The sequence below is a fragment of the Mycobacterium colombiense genome (genome assembly GCF_003284975.1).
Taxonomy (GTDB): Bacteria; Actinomycetota; Actinomycetes; order Mycobacteriales; family Mycobacteriaceae; genus Mycobacterium; species Mycobacterium europaeum_A.
In genome coordinates this window covers 1-19,410 of the sequence record NZ_QMEU01000087.1, presented here as the reverse complement: position 1 = coordinate 19,410, position 19,410 = coordinate 1, and the positions used below count along the sequence as shown (strand labels likewise).

Here is a 19,410-nt window from a genome sequence, read left to right as displayed (position 1 = left end):
CCGGCGCTCTCCGCAGCCGCGGGCGTCGTCCCCGCGGCCGGCGTCCCGCCGGTCGGCAGGGCCTCCCCACGCATCGAGGCGCGAATCTGCTCGAGCCGGGAATGACCGGCCATCTGCACCCCGGCCTGCTCGACCTCGAGCATCCGGCCCTGCACCGAACCCTGCGCGAGCTCGGCGGCCCCGATCGCGTTGGCGTACCGTCGCTCGATCTTGTCGCGCACCTCGTCGAGGCTGGGGACGTTGCCCGGGGCGGCGAGATCGCTCATCGACCGCAGCGAGGCGCTCACCTGCTCCTGCATCTTGGCCTGCTCGAGCTGGCTGAGCAGCTTGGTGCGCTCGGCGATCTTCTGCTGCAGCACCATGGCGTTCTGCTCGACGGCCTTCTTGGCCTGCGCGGCCGCGCCCAGCGCCTGGTCGTGCAGCGTCTTGAGGTCTTCCACGCTCTGCTCGGCGGTCACCAGCTGGGCGGCGAACGCCTCGGCGGCGTTGTTGTACTCGGTCGCCTTGGCGGCGTCCCCGGCCGCGGTGGCCTGGTCGGCCAACGTCAACGCCTGACGCACGTTGACCTGCAGCTTCTCCACGTCCGCCAACTGACGGTTGAGCCGCATCTCCAGCTGCCGCTGGTTGCCGATGACCTGCGCGGCCTGCTGGGTCAGCGCCTGATGCGTGCGTTGCGCTTCCTCGATGGCCTGCTGAATCTGCACTTTGGGGTCGGCGTGCTCGTCGATCTTGGCGTTGAACAGCGCCGTGAGGTACTTCCACGCCTTGACGAACGGATTGGCCATGAGTTAGCTCCGCCTTCGCTTCTTGAGGATCCCCGGAGGGGCCTGGGGGGCTCTGCGCCTGTCGCTCAATTTAGTGGGTCGGCGCCGATCGCCCCACCCCTTACGCGGGATCGGTGCCCGGCGCTCAGGCCAGCGCCAACGATGCCACCGGTGGGATGACGACCTTGATGCTGGTGCCGCTCGCCCCGTCCGCGGGCGCGCCGACGGCCGTGCGCTCCTCGCTGGCCATCCGCTCACCGGCGTGGATGAGGACCGATGACAACGGCACGTCCAGCGCGTCGCAGATCGCGTTCAGCAGCTCGCTGGAGGGCTCCTTGCGGCCGCGCTCCACCTCGGACAGGTAGCCGAGGCTCACCCGCGCCGAATCGGAGACCTCGCGCAACGTGCGGCCCTGTGTCGTGCGGGCCTCGCGCAGCACGTCGCCGATGACCTCGCGCACCAATGGCGCCATCCCGCCCTCCTTCGTCCGGTCGGCCCTGCGCGGCACGTACTGCTGCGGCAGGTGCTCACTAGGTGAACGCCGAGAGCGGTGGTCTGGTTCCCGGTCGGGGCCGGGAATCAACCGGGCGTGCGGCGGACTTCCCGCACCGTCGACACGACGTAGTCGATGCCGGTGATCACCGTCAGCACGATCGCCGCGCCCATCACCACCGCCGCGACCACCCGGAACGGCCCCGGCGTTCCCGTCCAGGGCAGCACGAACAGGCCGATGGCCAGCACCTGCACGACGGTCTTGAGTTTGCCGCCCCAGCTGGCCGGGATGACGCCGCGGCGAATCACGGCCAGCCGCAGCACGGTCACCCCGAATTCGCGCGTCAGGATCAGCACCGTGACCCACCACGGCAGCTCCCCGAGCATCGAGAGCCCGATCAGCGCCGAGCCCACCAGCGTCTTGTCGGCGATCGGATCGACGAACGCGCCGAATTCGGTCGCCATGCCGTAGTTGCGGGCCAGCAGGCCGTCCAGCCGATCGGTGATGCAGGCGATCGCGAAGATGATGAAAGCGATTAAGCGGAAGCCGCTTTCGCGGCCGTCGCCGGCGAACAGGGCGAGCAGGAAGACCGGCACCAGCACCAGCCGCAACAGGGTCAGCGTATTGGCGAGATTGGCGATGTTTGCGCGGCCCGGCGGTCCGGTTAACGGACCCGTCTGCGGCTGCCCCGACACGGCAACAGAATAACGGTTGACCAGCACAGCCGTCCGAGATGTCGATACTGTTAGCCGTGAGCAGAAGTCCAGAGCGTTATCGGCCGCTGGTTCGGCGCGCGCGAACATCCGATGTTCCGGCCATCAAGCACCTGGTCGACACCTACGCCGGAAAGATCCTGCTCGAGAAGAATTTGGTGACGCTGTACGAGGCCGTGCAGGAGTTCTGGGTGGCCGAGCACGAGGGCCGGGTGGTCGGTTGCGGCGCCCTGCACGTGATGTGGTCCGACCTCGGCGAGATCCGCACCGTCGCCGTCGATCCGGCGATGACCGGCCACGGCATCGGCCACGCGATCGTCGACCGGCTGCTCGAGGTCGCCCGCGAGCTGGCCCTGAAGCGGCTGTTCGTGTTGACGTTCGAAACCGAGTTCTTCGCCCGGCACGGGTTCACCGAGATCGAGGGCACGCCCGTGACCGCCGAGGTGTTCGAGGAGATGTGCCGCTCGTATGACATCGGTGTCGCCGAATTCCTGGACCTCAGCTACGTCAAGCCCAACATCCTCGGCAACTCCCGGATGCTGCTGGTGCTCTAGCGGCGCTACTCGTCCGGGTCGCCGCCGTCGGCGTCGACGCCGCCGCGGATCAGCGCCAGCGTTCCGGCCAATTCGTCCGGCTTGATCAGCACCTCACGCGCCTTGGAGCCCTCCGAGGGCCCGACGATCCCGCGGGTCTCCATCAGGTCCATCAGCCGGCCCGCCTTGGCGAAGCCGACGCGCAGCTTGCGCTGCAGCATCGACGTCGAACCGAACTGGCTGGACACCACCAGCTCGACGGCCTGCAGGAACACGTCCATGTCGTCGCCGATGTCGGGGTCGACGTCGGTGCGTTCGCCGGTGGGCTTGGCGGCGGTGACGCCCTCGGTGTACTCGGGCTCGGCCTGGTCCTTGCAGGCGCTGACGACGGCGTGGATCTCCTCGTCGGTGATGAAGGCACCCTGCAGCCGGATCGGCTTGCCCGCGCCCATCGGCAGGAACAGGCCGTCACCCATGCCGATCAGCTTCTCCGCGCCGGCCTGGTCGAGGATGACGCGGCTGTCGGTCAGCGACGACGTGGCGAACGCCAGCCGCGACGGCACGTTGGTCTTGATCAGACCGGTGACCACGTCCACCGACGGCCGCTGGGTGGCCAGCACCAGATGAATGCCGGCGGCGCGGGCCTTCTGGGTGATCCGCACGATGGCGTCCTCGACGTCGCGCGGGGCGGTCATCATCAGGTCGGCCAGCTCGTCGACGATCGCCACCACGTACGGGTACGGGCGGTATTCGCGCTGGCTGCCCAGCGGCGCGGTGATGGCGCCCGAGCGCACCTTCTCGTTGAAGTCGTCGATGTGCCGCACCCGGGAGGCCTGCATGTCCTGGTAGCGCTGCTCCATCTCCTCGACCAGCCACGCCAGGGCGGCCGCCGCCTTCTTGGGCTGGGTGATGATCGGGGTGATCAGGTGCGGAATGCCTTCGTATGGCGTGAGTTCCACCATCTTCGGGTCGATCAGGATCATCCTGACCTCCTCGGGGGTGGCCCGGGCCAGCAGCGAGATCAGCATCGAGTTGACGAAGCTGGATTTACCGGATCCCGTGGAGCCGGCGACCAGCAGGTGCGGCATCTTGGCCAGGTTGGCCGAGATGAAGTCGCCCTCGATGTCCTTGCCCAGCCCGATCACCAGCGGGTGGTGGTCGCGCCGGGTCGATGGCGCGGTGAGCACGTCGGCCAGCCGGACCATCTCACGGTCGGTGTTGGGTACCTCGATGCCGACGGCGGACTTGCCCGGGATCGGGGCCAGCATGCGCACGCTCTCGGTGGCCACCGCATAGGCGATGTTCTTCTGCAGCGCGGTGATCTTCTCGACCTTCACGCCCGGCCCCAGCTCGACCTCGTAGCGGGTAACGGTCGGCCCTCGGGTGCAGCCGGTGACGGCGGCGTCCACCTTGAACTGGGTCAGCACCTCGGTGATGGCGTCGGCCATGACGTTGTTGGCGGCGCTGCGCTTCTTCGGTGGGTCCCCCGCGACCAGCAGGTTCAACGAGGGCAGCGTGTAGGGGCCCTCGACGACCCGGTCCAGCTCGACGGTGTCGTGCTTGTCCGCCGACCGCCCGCGCTTGCGCCCGCGCGACGAGGGCTGGACCGCGGGCTCGGGCACGGTGGGAATGTCGTCCTGCAGCGCGGCCTGGGCGTCGTCGTCGGGCGACCAGGCCGGCGGCGGCGCCTCGTCGGGGACGGCAGGCGCCTCGTCGCGGTAGTCGTCGCGGTAGTCGTCGCGGTCCGCCGCGGCGGCGTCCTCAACGTCGTCGAACTCATCGGCGTAGTCGTACGGCTCGTCGTCGTAGTCCTCCTCGACGAACCGGGTGTGGAACAGGTTGCGCATCACCACGGGCACCTCGCGGATCGTGGTGCCGGTCAGCAGCAGCAGGCCGAACATGAAGCCGATGAACAGCAGCGGCGCCGCGATCCACGGGGTGAGCCCGTCCGAGAGCGGCCCGCCGATGGCGAAGCCGATGAAACCGGCCGCGCGGCGGCGCGCTTCGGGGTCGCCCGGCGAACCGGACCACAGGTGGCGCAACCCGAGCACCGACAGGGTGATCAGGCTGGCGCCGAGGATCAGCCGGGGCCGCACGTCGGGGTTCGGCTCGGTGCGCATCAGCGTCACCGCCACCGCGGCGGTGACGACCGGCAGCGCGAGCACACCCGCGCCGATGAAGGTCCGCAGCGCCGTGTCGACCCACGCCCCGACCGGCCCGGCGGCGTGAAACCACGAGCTGGCGGCGACCACCACGGAAAAGCCGAGCAGCAGCAGCGCGATGCCATCGCGGCGATGCCCCGGGTCGATGTCGTGGGCCCGCCCGATCGACCGGGCCGCGCCTCCGGTTCCCCGCGCGGCCATCATCCAGATGGCGCGCATGGCGCGACCGCAGGTCAACCCGGCGGAAACCAGCGGGGCCTGATTGCGCCGCCTGGCGGGCTTACCTGCCTTCTTGCGGGGCGCCGCCGGGCGCGCACCCCGGGACCCGCTGGGCCGCGATGTGGCCTTCGACCTGCTCGTTCGGCTTCCGGAGCGGGCGGCGGTCTTACTGGGCATGCCGGCAAGCGTAGTCGCAACGGCATCATCTACACCACCCGCCACACTGGTTACGGCCCGGCTTGTCCGCCGTGGCCCGAATCGGCCCTCACATCGTGTGAGTAGGGTGACATCCGGTTGCGAGAAGTCGTGCTCGTCACCCACCCCGGAGCGCCCAGGAGGCCATCAATGCCCGTCGTCGTCGTCGCCACCTTGACCGTCAAACCCGAGTCGGTCGACACCGTTCGCGACATCCTCAAAACCGCCGCCGTGGAGGTGCACGAGGAGCCGGGCTGCCAGCTGTATGCCGTGCACGAATCGGGCGAGACCTTCGTCTTCGTCGAGCAGTGGGCCGACGCCGAGGCGCTCAAGGCACACAGCACCGCACCGGCGGTCACCAAGATGTTCACCGCGGCCGGCGAGCACCTGGACGGCGCGCCCGATATCAAGATGCTGCAGCCGGTCCCGGCGGGCGATCCGGCCAAAGGACAGTTGCGGCCCTGATGGCCAGGTCGTCGGAAGGGCCCCTGAAGGGCAAGGTCGCCTTCATCACCGGCGCGGCGCGCGGGCAGGGCCGCGCGCACGCGGTGCGGCTGGCCGCCGATGGCGCGGACATCATCGCCGTCGACCTGTGCGACCAGATCGCCAGCGTCCCCTACGCGCTGGCCACGCCGGAAGACCTGGCGGCCACCGTGAAGCTGGTGGAAGACACCGGCTCCCGCATCGTGGCCTCTCGTGGTGACGTCCGCGACCGCGAATCGCTGTCGGCGGCACTGCAGGCGGGTCTGGACGAGTTCGGCCGGCTGGACATCGTGGTGGCCAACGCCGGGATCGCCCCCATGCAGTCCGGTGACGACGGGTGGCACGACGTCATCAACGTCAACCTGACCGGCGTCTACCACACCATCAAGGTCGCGATACCCACGATGGTCAAGCAGGGCACCGGCGGGTCGATCGTGCTGATCAGTTCGAGCGCGGGGCTGGCGGGGGTCAGCGGCCCCGACGCCGGTTCCGTCGGCTATGCCGCCGCCAAACACGGGGTGGTCGGGTTGATGCGGGTCTACGCCAACCTGCTTGCGGGACAGATGATTCGGGTCAATTCGATCCACCCGTCCGGGGTCGAGACGCCGATGATCAACAACGAGTTCACCCGCGAGTGGCTGGCGAAGATGGCCGCCGCGACCGACACGCCGGGAGCCATGGGCAACGCCATGCCGGTGGAGGTGCTCGACGTCGAGGACGTTGCCAACGCGGTGGCGTGGCTGGTGTCCGACCAGGCTCGCTACATCACCGGCGTGACCCTGCCCGTCGACGCGGGATTCCTGAACAAGTAGCCGCCATGGCCCGAAACCTGGTTGCGCAGACGGCATTTGGTCCGATGGTGCTGGCCGCCGTCGAGCAGAACGAGGCGCCCGGCCGCCGCCTGGTCGACGACGACTTCGCCGAGCTCTTTCTGCCCGCCCCGCTGCGGTGGCTGGTCGGTGCCACCCGGTTCGCCCCGGTGCGCCGGGCGCTGATCCGCGGCTCGGAGTTCACCGGTCCGGGCTTGTGGGCAAACCTGGCCTGCCGCAAGCGTTTTATCGCCGACAAGCTCAAGGAGTCGCTCGACGACATCAACGCCGTCGTCATCCTCGGCGCGGGCCTGGACACCCGCGCTTACCTGCTGACGCGGCGGGTCCGCATCCCGGTGTTCGAAGTCGATCTGCCGGTGAACGTCGCGCGCAAGTTCAAGACGGTCCGCCGGGTGCTCGGCGAGCTGCCGCTGTCGGTTCGGTTGGTGGCGTTGAACCTCGAGCATGACGACCTGCTCACCTCGCTGGCCGAGCACGGTTATCGCACCGACTACCGGGTGTTCTTCATCTGCGAGGGCGTCACCCAGTACCTCACCGAGGCGACCGTGCGGCGCACCCTGGACGGGCTGCGCGCGACCGCGCCCGGCAGCCGGTTGGTGTTCACCTATGTGCGTAGGGATTTCATCGACGGCACCAACCGGTACGGCACCCGCACCCTGTACCGCACCGTGCGCCAGCGGCGGCAACTGTGGCATTTCGGTCTGCAGCCCGACGAGGTGGCCGCGTTCCTCGGCGAATACGGCTGGCGGCTGGTGGAGCAGGCCGGTCCCGAGGAGCTCGTGCAACGTTACGTCGAGCCCACCGGCCGCAAACTCAAGGCCTCGCAACTGGAGTGGTCGGCCTACGCCGAGAAGATCTGAGAGCAGCGTCCCTGCGCGACACTTAAACGTCTGCGACGACACGCCGGTCATCACCGCAATGATTTAAGTTTCGCCGCGCTGGCGCCGAGAAGATCTAGACCTCGATGACGGTCGGCACGATCATCGGCTGGCGGCGGTAGGTCTCGCCCACCCACTTGCCGACGGTGCGCCGCACGCCCTGAGCGATGCGGCCCGGATCGGTGATGTTCTCGGCCGCAAGCGCTTCCAGTTCGGCCTCGACACGGCGCACGGCGGGCTCGAGCGCCTTGGGGTCCTCGGAGAATCCGCGCGATTGCAGGTGCGGCGGGGCGACCGGGCGACCGGTGCCGCGGGTGACGATGACGGTCACCGCCACGAAGCCCGAGGACAGGATGAGGCGCTCGCCCAGGGTGATGTCGCCGACGTCGCCGTCGATCAGGCCGTCGACGAACATCTTGCCCACCGGCACCGCGCCGGCGATGGCGGCCTTGCCCGCCACCAGGTCGACGCTCACCCCGTTCTCGGCCAGCAGGATCGACTCCTCCGGCACGCCGGTGCGGGCCGCCAGTTTGGAGTTGGCGCGCAGCATGCGCCACGTCCCGTGCACGGGCATGACGTGGCGCGGCCGAATCCCGTTGTACAGGAACAACAATTCCCCGGCGTAGGCGTGCCCCGAAACATGCACGCGCGCTTGGGCATTGGTGACGACGCGGGCACCGATCTTGGCGAGCTCGTCGATGACGCCGTAGACCGCCTCCTCGTTGCCCGGGATCAGCGACGACGCCAGCACCACCAGGTCACCGGCGGTCAGGGTGATGCTGCGGTGCTCGCCGCGCGACATCCGCGACAACGCCGACATCGGTTCCCCCTGGGTGCCGGTGGTGATCAGCACCACCTTCTCGGGCGGCATCATCTCGGCGGCGCCGATGTCGATCACGTCCGAATCGGCCACGCGCAGGAACCCGAGTTCGCGGGCGATTCCCATGTTGCGCACCATGGATCGACCGACGAACGAGACCCGCCGGCCCAATGCGACTGCGGCGTCGATGATTTGCTGCACGCGGTCGACGTTGGAGGCGAAGCATGCCACGATGACGCGGCCTTCGGCGCCGCGGATCAGCCGGTGCAGCGTCGGGCCGACTTCGCTTTCCGACGGGCCGACGCCGGGGTGCTCGGCATTGGTCGAATCACACAGGAACAGGTCCACCCCGGCGTCACCGAGCCGGGACATGCCGGGCAGGTCGGTGGGGCGGCCGTCCAGGGGAAGCTGGTCGAGCTTGATGTCACCGGTGTGCAGAACCGTTCCGGCACCGGTGTGTACCGCGATCGCCAGCGCGTCGGGGATGGAGTGGTTGACGGCGAAGTACTGGCATTCGAACACGCCGTGACTGCTCTTCTGGCCCTCGGCCACCTCGACGAACACCGGCTTGAGGCGGTGCTCGCGGCACTTCGCGGCGACCAGCGCCAGCGTGAACTTCGACCCGACGACCGGGATGTCGGGGCGGAGCTTGAGCAGGAACGGAATGCCGCCGATGTGGTCCTCGTGGGCGTGGGTGAGCACCAGCGCCTCGATGTCGTCGAGCCGGTCTTCGATGTGCCGCAGATCGGGCAGGATCAGATCGACCCCGGGCTCGTCGTGGGTGGGGAACATCACCCCACAGTCGATGATCAACAACCGGCCCAGGTGCTCGAAAACCGTCATGTTGCGGCCGATTTCGCTGATGCCGCCGAGAGCGGTGACCCGCAACCCTCCCGTGGCCAAGGGGCCTGGCGGGGCGAGGTCTACATCCACTTCTCGGAAACTCCTCGGGTCAACGCAGCACTGACGCCGCACGCATATCGGCGGCCAACGCCTCGAGTTGTTCTGGCGTCGCGGGCATTTGGGGCAACCGCGGATCGCCGACGTCGATGCCCTGCAGGCGCAGACCGGCCTTGGACATGGTCACCCCGCCCAGCCGGGCCATCGCGTCGCACAGCGGTGCAACGGTGGCGTTGATCTTGCGGGCGGTGGCGATGTCCCCGGAGCTGAAGGCGGACAACATCTCCCGCAGCTGCCCCGCGGCCACGTGCGAGATCACGCTGATGAAGCCGGTCGCGCCCATGGCCAGCCACGGCAGGTTCAGCGCATCGTCGCCGGAGTAGTAGGCCAGGCCGGTCTCGGCGATGATCTGTCCCCCGCTGTGCAGGTCGGCCTTCGCGTCCTTGATCCCGACGATGTTCGGGTGGGCGGCCAGCGCGCGGATGGTGTCGGGCTGGATCGGTATCACCGAGCGCGGCGGGATGTCGTACAGCAGCACCGGCAGGTCGGTCGCGTCGGCGACGGTGGTGAAGTGGGCGATCAACCCGCTCTGCGGCGGCTTGGAGTAGTACGGCGTGACCACCAGCAGCCCGTGGGCGCCCTCAGCCGCGCAGGCCGTGGCCAGCCGGACGCTGTGGGCGGTGTCGTAGGTGCCGGCGCCGGCGATGACGCGGGCCCGGTCGCCGACGGCCTCCAGCACGACGCGCAGCAGCTCTCGCTTCTCGTCGTCGGTGGTGGTCGGGGACTCGCCGGTGGTGCCGGAGATCACCAGGCCGTCGCAGCCCGCGTCGATCAGGTGATTGGCCAGCTGAGCGGCCGCGGCGGTGTCCAGGGAGCCGTCGGGGCGAAACGGTGTGACCATCGCGGTCAGCACGGTTCCCAACCGCGCTGGGGCGTCGAATCCGGCGGTGCTCACGGTCTTCAGGTTACCTGGCCCCAGCAAGGTATTTAGCACCCGCGTAGACGCCCCGCCGCGCGACTTTCCGTCAGGCTTCGGTCGCCAGCGGGCTGGTCGCGACCTCCGTGCCGTCGGCCAGGGTGGAGATCTCGAAGTCGGCGAACACCGCGGGCGCCACGCCCGAGAGCTGGCGCAGGCATTCGATGGCCAGCCGCCGGATTTCCACGTCGGCGTGCTCGCTGGCGCGCATCGCGATGAAGTGGCGCCACGCCCGGTAGTTGCCGGTCACCACGATGCGGGTCTCGGTCGCGTTGGGCAGCACGGCGCGGGCGGCCTGGCGGGCCTGCTTGCGACGCAAGACGGCGCTGGGTTGATCGGCGAACTTGGCTTCCAGTTTGTTCAGCAGCTCGGTGTAGGTGGCACGGCTGGCGTCGGCCGCCGCGGCCAGGATCTGCCGCAGTTCCGGGTCGTCCTGAAGGCCCGGGGGCATGACGACGTGCGAGTCCTTCTCCGGGACATAACGCTGCGACAGCTGCGAATACGAGAAGTGCCGATGCCGGATCAGCTCGTGGGTGCACGATCGGGAGATGCCGGTGATGTAAAAGGACACGCTCGCGTGCTCGAGCACCGAAAAGTGCCCGACGTCGATGATGTGCTTGATGTAGCCGGCATTGGTCGCGGTCTTGGTGTTGGGCTTCGACCAGCTCTGGTAGCAGGCCCGGCCGGCGAACTCGACCAGCGCGGCACCGCCGTCGGCGTCGGTGTCCCACGGCACGTCCGGCGGCGCCAAGAAGTCGGTCTTGGCGATCAGTTGCACGCGCAGCGGCGCGATCTCGGCCACGGCGCTCACCTTAGCCCGGCGACGATGCGCGCCACGGGGTGGCGCGAGGAGGAGCCGGGCAATCGAGCTAGCCCGGCGACGATGCGCGCCACGGAGTGGCGCGAGGAGACCCGCACCTTGCCGCCGACCAGCATCGGCAGCAGCGCGTCGCGGAAGGCCGACAGCCGCGCGCTCTCGGCGTGCCGGGCGTGACACAGCGCACCCAGATCGCTGATCGTCCGCAACACCGCCCGGCTCAGCCGGCGCACGTCGGGGACCGGCACCTCCAGCAGGTCGCCGGGCTGGATCCGTTGATGGCTGCCCGAGGTTCCCGCGGCCCGCCACCGCAGCCGCAGTGAGACGTCCGGCTGCCGCAGCGCCGACCACAGCGCCGAGGAATCACACCCCTGTGGGCGCAACACTACGAACTCGGTGCTGGCCACCGCCATGTGCGATGGCAGGCGCGGCACGTTCCAGATCCGCGGGATCCTCGGGTTCAGCTTGGCGAACAACACACAGGGCTCCGTCAGGAGCAGCTTGGCGCTGCGCACCGCCGCGGCGTCGACCAGGCGGGGTCTCGCGCCGTCGTCGAACGCCGGAAGGCTGAAGTGGGCGAGGCGCTCGTCGAATTCGCTCAGGTGGCGGGTCACCGTCGACCGGCTCGCCAGGCTGGACAGCCGCACCCGACCCGGCACCGCTTTGGCGAGGGCGATCATCAGGCGTTCGGCCGTCTCGATCACCCGGTCGTTGGCGGCGATCTTGTCGTCGAGCGCGCCCAGCACCTCCGCGATCCGACGCCGTTCGCCCGCGGCGACGGTCGGCACCGACACGTCGTTCAGGATCCTCTGGTTGAGCAGGGCCTGCCCCGACCCGGATCGGTGGTCGGCCAGCCGGCAGGTGTGCAGGGCGTAGTACCAATACCGGGTCTCCCGCGGGTCTTTGGCGCGGCACACCAGCGCGTTTTCGGTGACCCAGACGTCGCTGTCGCAGTAGCGCAGGCTGCCGCAGTACGAACCGACGCGGCCGAGCACGATCAAGGGCCCGCTGGCGTTGTGCTCGGCGGCGTAACCGATCGCGCCGTTCGCCCCGTAGATGGGAACCCCTCCGCCGGACGCGCGCCGGGGCGCGCTGCTTCCGCTGCGAAAGTCGAGGTGGTCGCCCAGGACGGTGTTCACCGCAGCCGCTCCACCTGGCGGCGCACCGCTTTGTCCGCACGCGCCGATTCGTCCAGCGCGGCCAGCAGCTCGCCGGTCAATCGCGCGATCTTGTCGGCGGCCGGCTCGCCGTCATCCGGCAGGGTCGGCGCATCCACATAGCGCCCGGGGGTCAGCGGGTAGCCGGCCGCCCTGATGTCGTCCAGCGGCACGGACCGGCAGAATCCCGGAACATCTTCATAAGCAAGGCCTTTGGCGAGCGCCGACGCCGCGCCGGACCACGCGTGGTAGGCATCGGCGATCCGGACGATCTCATCGCGGGTCAGTGCGCGCTCGGCGCGACCCACCAGGTAGCCCATATCCCGCGCGTCGACGAACAGCACCTGCCCGGATCGGTGCGCCTTATCCATGGCGAAGAACCACAGGCACACCGGTATCGCGGTGCTGCGGAACAGTTGCGCGGGCAATGCGACCACACACGACACCAGGTCCGCCTCGACGATGCGGGCCCGAATGTCGCCCTCCCCCATGGCGTTCGACGACATCGAACCGTTCGCCATCACCACCCCGGCCTTGCCGCCGGGCGCCAGCTTGGACAGGATGTGTTGAATCCAGGCGTAATTCGCGTTGGTGGCGGGCGGAACGCCGAAGCGCCAGCGCGGGTCCTTCTCGTCGCGGGCCCAATCCTTGATGTTGAACGGCGGATTGGCCATCACGTAGTCCATCTGCACGCCGGCGTGCAGATCGGTGACGAACGTGTCGGCGCACCGCTCGCCCAGTCCCGCGTCGTCGATGTCGTGCACGGCGAGGTTCAGTTTCGCCATCCGCCAGGTCTGCTCGACGCTTTCCTGGCCGTAGACGATGACTTTCGCGGGATCACCGTCGCGGTCGGCGATGAAGTGCTCGGTCTGCACGAACATCCCGCCCGAGCCGCAGCACGGGTCATACACCCGCCCGCCGGTCGGTTCGAGCACCTCGACGAGCAGCCGCACGACGCTGGGCGGGGTGAAGAACTCGCCGCCGCGCCGCCCTTCCGCCCGCGCGAAATTGCCCAGGAAGTACTCGTAGACCTCGCCCATCAGGTCGCCGGCCCGTCCGCCGCGGTCACCGATCCGGGCGCCGTCGAGCACGGTCACCAGCTCACCGAGGCGACGCCGGTCGAGGTTGCCGTACTGCCGGGGCAGCATCCCGGCCAGCGCCGGGGTCGCCGTCATCACGGCGTCCATCGCCTCATCGGCCAGCCGGCCGATGCTTTCGGAGGTTACGTTGTCCGCCAACGCTTTCCAGTGTGAGGCGGAGGCGTGCTTCAGGAACACCAGTCCCAGGATCACGTCCTTGTACTGGGCGGCCGACAAAGAGCCACGCAGCTTCTCGGCCGCCTTCCACAGCGTGGCTCTGAGTTCCCTGGACGTCGACGCCGTCATCAGCCGGCCCGCTTGGCCGCCGCGCGCAGCTCATCGGACAGATCACCGTTCCCGGCGACACTGAATCCACCCAGGCCCAGCCAGGTCGCCATGGACTGCAGTTCACCGGCCAGCGCCGCGGCGACGCGATCCCTGGGCGCATCCGGTTCCCCGAACGCGCCGAGGACCCGCAGTGTGCTGGCGGCGCGGTCGGCCTTGAGGTCGACGCGCGCCACCAGTCGCCCGTCCATGAGCAGCGGCCACACGTAATAGCCGTACTGCCGCTTGGCGGCCGGCGTGTAAATCTCTATGCGGTAATGGAATTCGAACAGGCGCTCGACGCGCGGACGGAAGAAGATCAGCGGGTCGAACGGACACAGCAGCGCGGTGCCGCGGTCGGTGCGGGGCACCGCGCGGCCCGCCCGCAGATAGGCCGGCGCCGACCAGCCGTCGACATCGACGGGCTCGAGGTCACCGGTGGCCACCAGCGCGGCGATCGCCGGCTTGACCTGGGCGGCCGACAGCCGGAAGTAGTCGCGGATATCGGCCTCGGTGCCCACGCCCAGCGCGGTGGCGGCCCGCAGCGCGAGCTCGCGGATCGCCTCGTCGTCGTCGACCTGGCGGGCCAGCACGCGGGCCGGCAGCACCCGCTCCACCAGGTCGTAGTGGCGGGCGAAGCCCACCCGGGTGGCGGTGGTGAGCACCCCGGCGGAGAACAGGGCCTCGGCCACCCATTTGGTGTCGCTGCGGTTGCCCCACCAGCTTCCTTTGGGCCCACGCGGCCCGGCCTCGAGGTGAGCCTCGATCTGTCCGGCGGTGCTCGGCCCGAGCTCGGCGACGGCGGCGACGATCTTGTCGGCAAGTTGCGGGTTGGCCTTGACGATGTGGGTGCCCCAGCGACCGTGCGAGTACTGGCGCATCCGCCAGCGCAACAGCGGCCAGTCCTCGACGGCCATCAGCGCGGCCTCGTGGGCCCAGTATTCGGCCAGCAGCCGCGCCGAACGCGGGCCCCAGGCGGCGCGGTCGAGCACGCCGCGGTCGTAGGGGCCGAGCCGGCTGAACACCGGGGCGTAATGTGCCCGCACCGCCACCGAGACCGAATCCAGTTGCAGCACTTGGGTTCTGGATATCAGCCGCTTCAGGTGCGCCCGGGTGATCTCACCGCCGGGCCGGGGCTCGGTAAAGCCTTGGGCCGCAACGGCTATCCGGCGGGCTTGGTCGGCCGATAGCCTGCGGGTTGGCACGGCGCAGAGAATACCTCCTGGGTGCGACAACCCCGGCAGGCCACGCCAGCGCGACTCAGCCCGCGCGGACCTTGCGGTCCAGCGGTTTCAGCACGGCCTCGTCGCCCGAGTCGTTTTGTTCGGCGTAGGCCGCCTCGAGGGCCTTCGGCACCTCGTCGAGGTCGTGGTAAACGCCCATCAGCTGCTCGAGGATCTTGATGCGCCGCGCCGTCGCCTCGTCCACCGCACGCTGCGCCTTCTCCCGGTAATGGTCGGCGCCCTTCTTCGCGTCGCCGAGCAGCTGCTCGCACTCGCGTTCAGCCTCTCGGCGCGCCTTCTTGATCGCCGATTCGGTCTCGGCGCGCATCTCGGCCAGTTCGGCGTCGAGCCGCTCCTTGGTCTCCGCGTACTCGGCTTCCAGGGCTTTTTGCTGCGCGGCCATGTCGGCCAGCACCTCGTCGCGCTTTCGTTCCGCGGCTTCGGCCTCGGCCTCGGCCGCCGCGATCAGCGCATCCGCTTCAGCGCGCGCCTCGGCCTGCATCTCGGCCACCTCGTCGACCGCGCGGCTCAGCATTTTCGCCATCCGCTGCTGCACCGCGTGGGGCGAGGGCGAGGTATCCGTGAGCACGGCCACCTCTTTGCGCAGCGCGGCCGTCTGATCGGCTGATTCCTGCAGCCGGGCCCGCAGGCTCTCGACGTCGTCAAGCAGCAGCTGCTGCTTGGTGGTCAGCATCTCGATGTGGGCGTCAACCGCGGCCGCGTCGTAGCCCATGAATTTTCGAGAGAACGTCTTTACGGGTTCGGTTATCACTGCCAATTCCCCCTTCTCTCTTCGAACGCCTGGTTGACCCTGTGCGACCGACCCCGCGTCCGAGTATGTCAGGTCAGCCCGGGTGCGTGGCGGGCCGCCGGTAGCTGTGGAAGCGATACCGCAGCCCCGAGCGGCTGGCCAGCCACTCACCCGTCTCGCCGACCCAGGTGTCGTCCAGCGTCGGCGCCAGGGCGTCGTCGTCATCGCGGCGCAAATCGATTTCGATCTCGGTGACCTCGCAGCGGGTGGCGTGCGGCAGCGCCAGCAAGTAGATCTGCTCGCCGCCGATGACCCAGGCCGGCGGCTCGCAATCGCCGTTGGCCAGCGCCGCCTCCAGGGATCCGACCACATGGGCCCCGTCGGCGACGAAGCCGGTGTCGCGGGACAGGACGACGTTGCGGCGCCCGGGAAGGGGGCGCACCTTCGCCGGTAACGACTCCCACGTTCGCCGGCCCATGATCACCGGGTGACCCATGGTCACCTCTTTGAACCGCGAGAGATCTTCCGGCACGTTCCAGGGGATGTCACCACCGCGCCCGATCACGCCGGAGCTCGACTGAGCCCACACCAGGCCCACCTCGGTCATGCGGCGGTCATACGGCGACGGGGGCTTTGATCGCCGGGTGCGGGTCGTAATTCTCGACGACGACATCCTCGTAGACGTAGTCGAAGATCGAGTCTCGTTGCGCCAGAACGAGTTGCGGGTAGGGCCGGGGATCACGGCTCAGCTGCAGCCGCACCTGTTCGACATGGTTGTCGTAGATGTGGCAGTCCCCGCCCGTCCACACGAACTCGCCGACGCCCAGGCCGGCCTGGGCCGCCATCATGTGGGTCAGCAGCGCGTAGCTGGCGATGTTGAACGGCACACCGAGGAACAGGTCCGCGCTGCGCTGGTAGAGCTGGCAGCTCAGCCGCCCGTCGGCCACGTAGAACTGGAAGAACGCGTGACACGGTGGCAGCGCCATCTGCGGGATCTCGCCGACGTTCCAGGCCGAGACGATGTTGCGCCGCGAGTCGGGCTCGGTGCGCAGCAGCTCCAGGGCGGCGCTGATCTGGTCGATGTGCTCGCCCGAGGGCGTCGGCCACGATCGCCACTGCACGCCGTATATCGGCCCGAGATCGCCTGTGTCGCTTGCCCATTCGTCCCAGATGGTGACCCCGTGCTGGTGCAGCCAGCCGACGTTGGAGTCGCCCCGCAAAAACCACAGCAGCTCGTAGATCACCGATTTCAGGTGCACTTTTTTGGTGGTGAGCAGCGGGAAGCCGGCCGAGAGGTCATAGCGCAACTGCTGACCGAACAGGCTGCGGGTTCCGGTGCCGGTGCGGTCGGATTTGGACGTTCCCCGCTCGAGCACCAGGCGAAGCAGGTCCTCGTAGGGGGTCGGGATCGGCACGCCGTCAGAATACGTCTAGGCCCGCGGAGTAGAACGGGTGCCATGCCGAACATCATCGACGTCGTCACCACACCCGATGGCACCTGCACGGTGCACCTGTTCACCCCCGACGGCCCCGAATCGCAAGTCCCCTGGCCCGGGGTGGTCATGTATCCCGACGCCGGCGGCGTGCGTGACACGTTCGAGCAGATGGCCGCCAAGCTGGCCGGGTTCGGTTACGCCGTGCTGCTGCCGGATGTCTACTACCGAACCCCCGACTGGGCGCCGTTCGACATGGCGACGGTCTTCAGCGACAAGAAGGAACGCGGGCGCCTGTTCTCGATGATCGGCAGCGTCACCCCGGACCGGATGGCCGCCGACGCGACCGCGTTCTTCGACTACCTGGCCGCCCGCCCCGAGGTGCTCGGCGAGCGGTTCGGGGTGTGTGGCTACTGCATGGGCGGCCGGACGTCGCTCATGGTGGCCGGGCGGGTGCCCGACCGGGTGGCCGCCGCGGCATCCTTCCACGGCGGCGGCCTGGTGACCGACACCGAGGACAGCCCCCACCTGCTCGCCGACCGGATGACCGCCACGGTGTACGTGGGCGGCGCCCAGAACGACGCGTCGTTCACCGCCGATCACGCCGAGCAACTCGACAAGGCGCTGACGGCGGCCGGCGTCGAGCACACGATCGAGTGGTATTCGGCCGGCCACGGATTCGCCGTCCCGGACAACGGGCCCTATGACGCCGCCGCGGCCGAGCGGCATTGGGACGCGATGACGCAGGTGTTCGCCTCGGCGCTACCGCGTTAGCGCCGAGCGCAGCACGGTCGCGGCCACGGCCGCCCCGTCCGCGCGGATCGTCGCCGCCACGGAGCGCGCCCGCGCGCGGGTCCGTTCGGTCAGCACCGCCTTGAGCGCGGCCGACAGCGACTCGGTGGTCGGGGCCGGACCGTCGTGGGCGGCGCCGATGGCCAGGTCGCGCACCCGGCCCGCCCAGTAGGGCTGATCGGCCCCCTGCGGCACCACCACCTGCGGCGCGCCGGCCCGGGCGGCCGTCGTGGTGGTGCCCGCCCCGCCGTGGTGCACGACGGCGGCGACCCGGGTGAACAGCGCCTGGTGGTTGACCTCGCCGACGGTAAGGCAATCGGCCCCGTCGTCGATCGGGGTCAGCTCCGCCCAGCCGCGGGACACCAGCACGCGGTGGCCCTGCGCGCGAACCGCGTCGATGGCGACCCGGGCGACGTCGTGGGAGGCGCGCATGGGCATGCTGCCGAAGCCGACATAGACCGGCGGTGTGCCCGCGTCCAGAAAGGCCACCAGTTCGGCCGGCAGGGGCCGTCCGTCGGGCAGCAGCCACGCGCCGGTCTGGACCACGTCGAGGTCGCTGGGCTGGCGCCAGGGGTCCAGGATCGGATCCGTCGCCAGCCAGGGCGACTCGGTCAGCGCGTAGTCGCGCAGGTTGTCCAGCGGCGCCAGCCCGATGGCGGCCCGGTGAGCGTTGAGCGTCGCGCCGAACAACTCCTGCATGTGGCGACCATCCAGTTGCCACAGCACCCGGTTGTCGACCATGCCCGGGGGGAAGGGCCCGTTCGCGTAAGCGGGCGGCGGGTGGTGCGGCGACGGCAGGATGGTGGGCTGGTAGGTGACATAGACGTAGTGGATGCCCAGTCGTTCGGCCACCGATCGGGCGGCGGCCGCCGCCGGCGGGAAACCGGCCACCACCAGCGCATCGCACCCTTCGGCCGCGGCGGCCACGGTGTCGAACTGCACGGCGATCAGCGCGTCCAGGTGCCGGCGGAGGTCCTCCTCCGACGGCAGCGCCCCGGTCTTCATCGCCCGCAGCGATTCGCCGAAGGGCAGCAGCGGCACGTCCACCCGGGCCAGCAGCTCGACGAATTCCGCGTCCGGCGGCGCGCTCACCCCCGCGTCGATGCCGAGCGCCCGCAGCTGCACCGCGAGCGCGGCAAGCGGCTCGACGCCTCCGCGCGAGTCGTACGCCGACAGCAACACTCGCATCGCACCGCTCCCACTTCCACCCGGGTGGTCGCAAAACTCTATCGTCGGCGCGCCGTCCGGCCGCGCAATGAGGGGCGTTTGCGGTCGTTGGCCGGCCCGCAGGTAAGAATCACCGCGAGCCCAGGCGCGGCGCGCGCCCACGCCGCGGGTGGCAACGTCAGAACGCCGGCAGGTCCACCAATTCGGCCAGGCGGGCGCGGTGACGGTAGGCGGTGCCGAAGGCCAACTGGTCGCTCTTGGCCCGCTTGAGATACAGGTGTGCGGGATATTCCCAGGTCATGCCGATGCCGCCGTGCAGCTGAATGCACTCCTCGGCAGCATGCACGGCGACGTCGCTGCAATAGGCCTGGGCGATGGCCGCCGCGGCGTCCGCGTCCGCGCCGTCCCGCGCGCAGGTGTCGGCGGCGTAACGGGCCGCTGCGGTCGCCGCGCCGATTTCGAACCACAGGTCCGCCAACCGGTGCTTGATCGCCTGGTAGGAGCCGATCGTGCGGCCGAACTGCCGGCGTTGCCGGACGTATTCCAGCGTGGTCTCGAAGCACCACTGGGCGACCCCGAGCTGCTCGGACGCCAGCAGCGCAGCCCCGGTCCGGACGGCTTCGATGACGGGCTCGTCGCCCGCGCCGGCGCGCGACGACGGCGTTCCCGAAAACGACACGGCGGCAAGGGGTCTGGTCATA

The 19,410-nt window shown here is 69.5% G+C and carries 20 protein-coding genes; 5 read left to right on the top strand and 15 right to left on the bottom strand.

The window, feature by feature from the left end; genetic code table 11:
• The 3 genes from pspA to pgsA form a co-directional block, all read right to left on the bottom strand.
• The coding region (gene pspA / locus DQP58_RS20670; protein WP_133259409.1) for a phage shock protein PspA at positions 1 to 785 on the bottom strand (785 nt) is incomplete at its 3' end.
• Between the two features lie 124 nt (positions 786 to 909).
• On the bottom strand, positions 910 to 1,236 hold the full coding sequence (clgR, locus tag DQP58_RS20665; protein ID WP_066860796.1) for a transcriptional regulator ClgR: 327 nt from the start codon (positions 1,234 to 1,236) through the stop codon (positions 910 to 912).
• Positions 1,237 to 1,343: 107 nt separating this feature from the next.
• Positions 1,344 to 1,952 (bottom strand): CDP-diacylglycerol--glycerol-3-phosphate 3-phosphatidyltransferase, encoded by a 609-nt coding sequence (pgsA, locus tag DQP58_RS20660; RefSeq protein WP_112710076.1) that lies wholly within the window; start codon positions 1,950 to 1,952, stop codon positions 1,344 to 1,346.
• 38 nt (positions 1,953 to 1,990) lie between these two features.
• Here pgsA and DQP58_RS20655 point away from each other — a divergent pair, with 38 nt between their 5' ends.
• Positions 1,991 to 2,524 carry an amino-acid N-acetyltransferase gene (locus tag DQP58_RS20655; RefSeq protein ID WP_066860799.1) on the top strand — a complete coding sequence of 178 codons (534 nt, stop codon included), beginning with the start codon at positions 1,991 to 1,993 and terminating at the stop codon, positions 2,522 to 2,524.
• Positions 2,525 to 2,529: 5 nt separating this feature from the next.
• Here DQP58_RS20655 and DQP58_RS20650 read toward each other — a convergent pair whose 3' ends face one another.
• A complete protein-coding gene (locus DQP58_RS20650) occupies positions 2,530 to 5,061 on the bottom strand; it encodes an FtsK/SpoIIIE family DNA translocase (RefSeq protein ID WP_205869497.1) in 2,532 nt (843 codons plus the stop codon).
• 168 nt (positions 5,062 to 5,229) lie between these two features.
• Between DQP58_RS20650 and DQP58_RS20645 the strand changes: the two genes are divergently transcribed.
• From DQP58_RS20645 to DQP58_RS20635, 3 genes are read left to right on the top strand one after another with little or no spacing between them, the layout of a single operon-like run.
• Positions 5,230 to 5,544, top strand: a complete 315-nt coding sequence (locus tag DQP58_RS20645; RefSeq protein ID WP_066860802.1) for a putative quinol monooxygenase — start codon at positions 5,230 to 5,232, stop codon at positions 5,542 to 5,544.
• A complete protein-coding gene (locus DQP58_RS20640; protein WP_112710073.1) occupies positions 5,544 to 6,374 on the top strand; it encodes a mycofactocin-coupled SDR family oxidoreductase in 831 nt (276 codons plus the stop codon). The genes DQP58_RS20645 and DQP58_RS20640 overlap by 1 nt, the downstream gene beginning before the upstream one ends.
• 5 nt (positions 6,375 to 6,379) lie before the next feature.
• Positions 6,380 to 7,252, top strand: a complete 873-nt coding sequence (locus DQP58_RS20635) for an SAM-dependent methyltransferase (RefSeq protein WP_112710072.1) — start codon at positions 6,380 to 6,382, stop codon at positions 7,250 to 7,252.
• A gap of 94 nt (positions 7,253 to 7,346) precedes the next feature.
• On the opposite strand, the gene DQP58_RS20630 is transcribed toward DQP58_RS20635, so the two are convergent.
• The 9 genes from DQP58_RS20630 to DQP58_RS20590 all read right to left on the bottom strand — a co-directional run bounded on the left by DQP58_RS20630 (position 7,347) and on the right by DQP58_RS20590 (position 16,732).
• On the bottom strand, positions 7,347 to 9,023 hold the full coding sequence (locus DQP58_RS20630) for a ribonuclease J (protein ID WP_112710071.1): 1,677 nt from the start codon (positions 9,021 to 9,023) through the stop codon (positions 7,347 to 7,349).
• Between the two features lie 19 nt (positions 9,024 to 9,042).
• The gene (dapA, locus tag DQP58_RS20625; RefSeq protein WP_112710070.1) at positions 9,043 to 9,945 is read right to left on the bottom strand and encodes a 4-hydroxy-tetrahydrodipicolinate synthase; all 903 of its coding nucleotides are present in this window, start codon (positions 9,943 to 9,945) and stop codon (positions 9,043 to 9,045) included.
• A gap of 70 nt (positions 9,946 to 10,015) precedes the next feature.
• A complete protein-coding gene (thyX, locus tag DQP58_RS20620; protein WP_112710074.1) occupies positions 10,016 to 10,768 on the bottom strand; it encodes an FAD-dependent thymidylate synthase in 753 nt (250 codons plus the stop codon).
• Between the two features lie 5 nt (positions 10,769 to 10,773).
• A complete protein-coding gene (locus DQP58_RS20615; RefSeq protein ID WP_112710069.1) occupies positions 10,774 to 11,922 on the bottom strand; it encodes a restriction endonuclease subunit S in 1,149 nt (382 codons plus the stop codon).
• Positions 11,919 to 13,325: a type I restriction-modification system subunit M gene (locus tag DQP58_RS20610; protein WP_112710068.1), complete on the bottom strand. Its 1,407-nt coding sequence runs from the start codon at positions 13,323 to 13,325 to the stop codon at positions 11,919 to 11,921. Before DQP58_RS20610 ends, DQP58_RS20615 begins: the two co-directional genes overlap by 4 nt.
• Positions 13,325 to 14,578 carry a winged helix-turn-helix domain-containing protein gene (locus DQP58_RS20605; RefSeq protein WP_205869496.1) on the bottom strand — a complete coding sequence of 418 codons (1,254 nt, stop codon included), beginning with the start codon at positions 14,576 to 14,578 and terminating at the stop codon, positions 13,325 to 13,327. The genes DQP58_RS20610 and DQP58_RS20605 overlap by 1 nt, the downstream gene beginning before the upstream one ends.
• A gap of 25 nt (positions 14,579 to 14,603) precedes the next feature.
• Positions 14,604 to 15,338 (bottom strand): cell division protein DivIVA, encoded by a 735-nt coding sequence (locus tag DQP58_RS20600; RefSeq protein ID WP_112710066.1) that lies wholly within the window; start codon positions 15,336 to 15,338, stop codon positions 14,604 to 14,606.
• Positions 15,339 to 15,411: 73 nt separating this feature from the next.
• On the bottom strand, positions 15,412 to 15,924 hold the full coding sequence (locus tag DQP58_RS20595) for a dihydrofolate reductase (RefSeq protein WP_112710065.1): 513 nt from the start codon (positions 15,922 to 15,924) through the stop codon (positions 15,412 to 15,414).
• 7 nt (positions 15,925 to 15,931) lie between these two features.
• Entirely contained in the window at positions 15,932 to 16,732 is an 801-nt protein-coding gene (locus DQP58_RS20590; protein ID WP_112710064.1) for a thymidylate synthase, read from the bottom strand.
• Positions 16,733 to 16,774: 42 nt separating this feature from the next.
• On the opposite strand from DQP58_RS20590, the gene DQP58_RS20585 reads away from it, so the two are divergent.
• A complete protein-coding gene (locus tag DQP58_RS20585) occupies positions 16,775 to 17,524 on the top strand; it encodes a dienelactone hydrolase family protein (protein WP_112710063.1) in 750 nt (249 codons plus the stop codon).
• On the opposite strand, the gene DQP58_RS20580 is transcribed toward DQP58_RS20585, so the two are convergent.
• Together DQP58_RS20580 and DQP58_RS20575 are read right to left on the bottom strand one after the other, a co-directional pair.
• Positions 17,513 to 18,730 (bottom strand): glycosyltransferase, encoded by a 1,218-nt coding sequence (locus tag DQP58_RS20580; RefSeq protein WP_112710062.1) that lies wholly within the window; start codon positions 18,728 to 18,730, stop codon positions 17,513 to 17,515. The two genes, DQP58_RS20585 and DQP58_RS20580, sit on opposite strands and share 12 nt — an antisense overlap.
• Positions 18,731 to 18,887: 157 nt before the next feature.
• Positions 18,888 to 19,410, bottom strand: a 523-nt coding sequence (locus tag DQP58_RS20575; RefSeq protein WP_276310526.1) for an acyl-CoA dehydrogenase family protein, incomplete at its 5' end; no start/stop codon positions are given.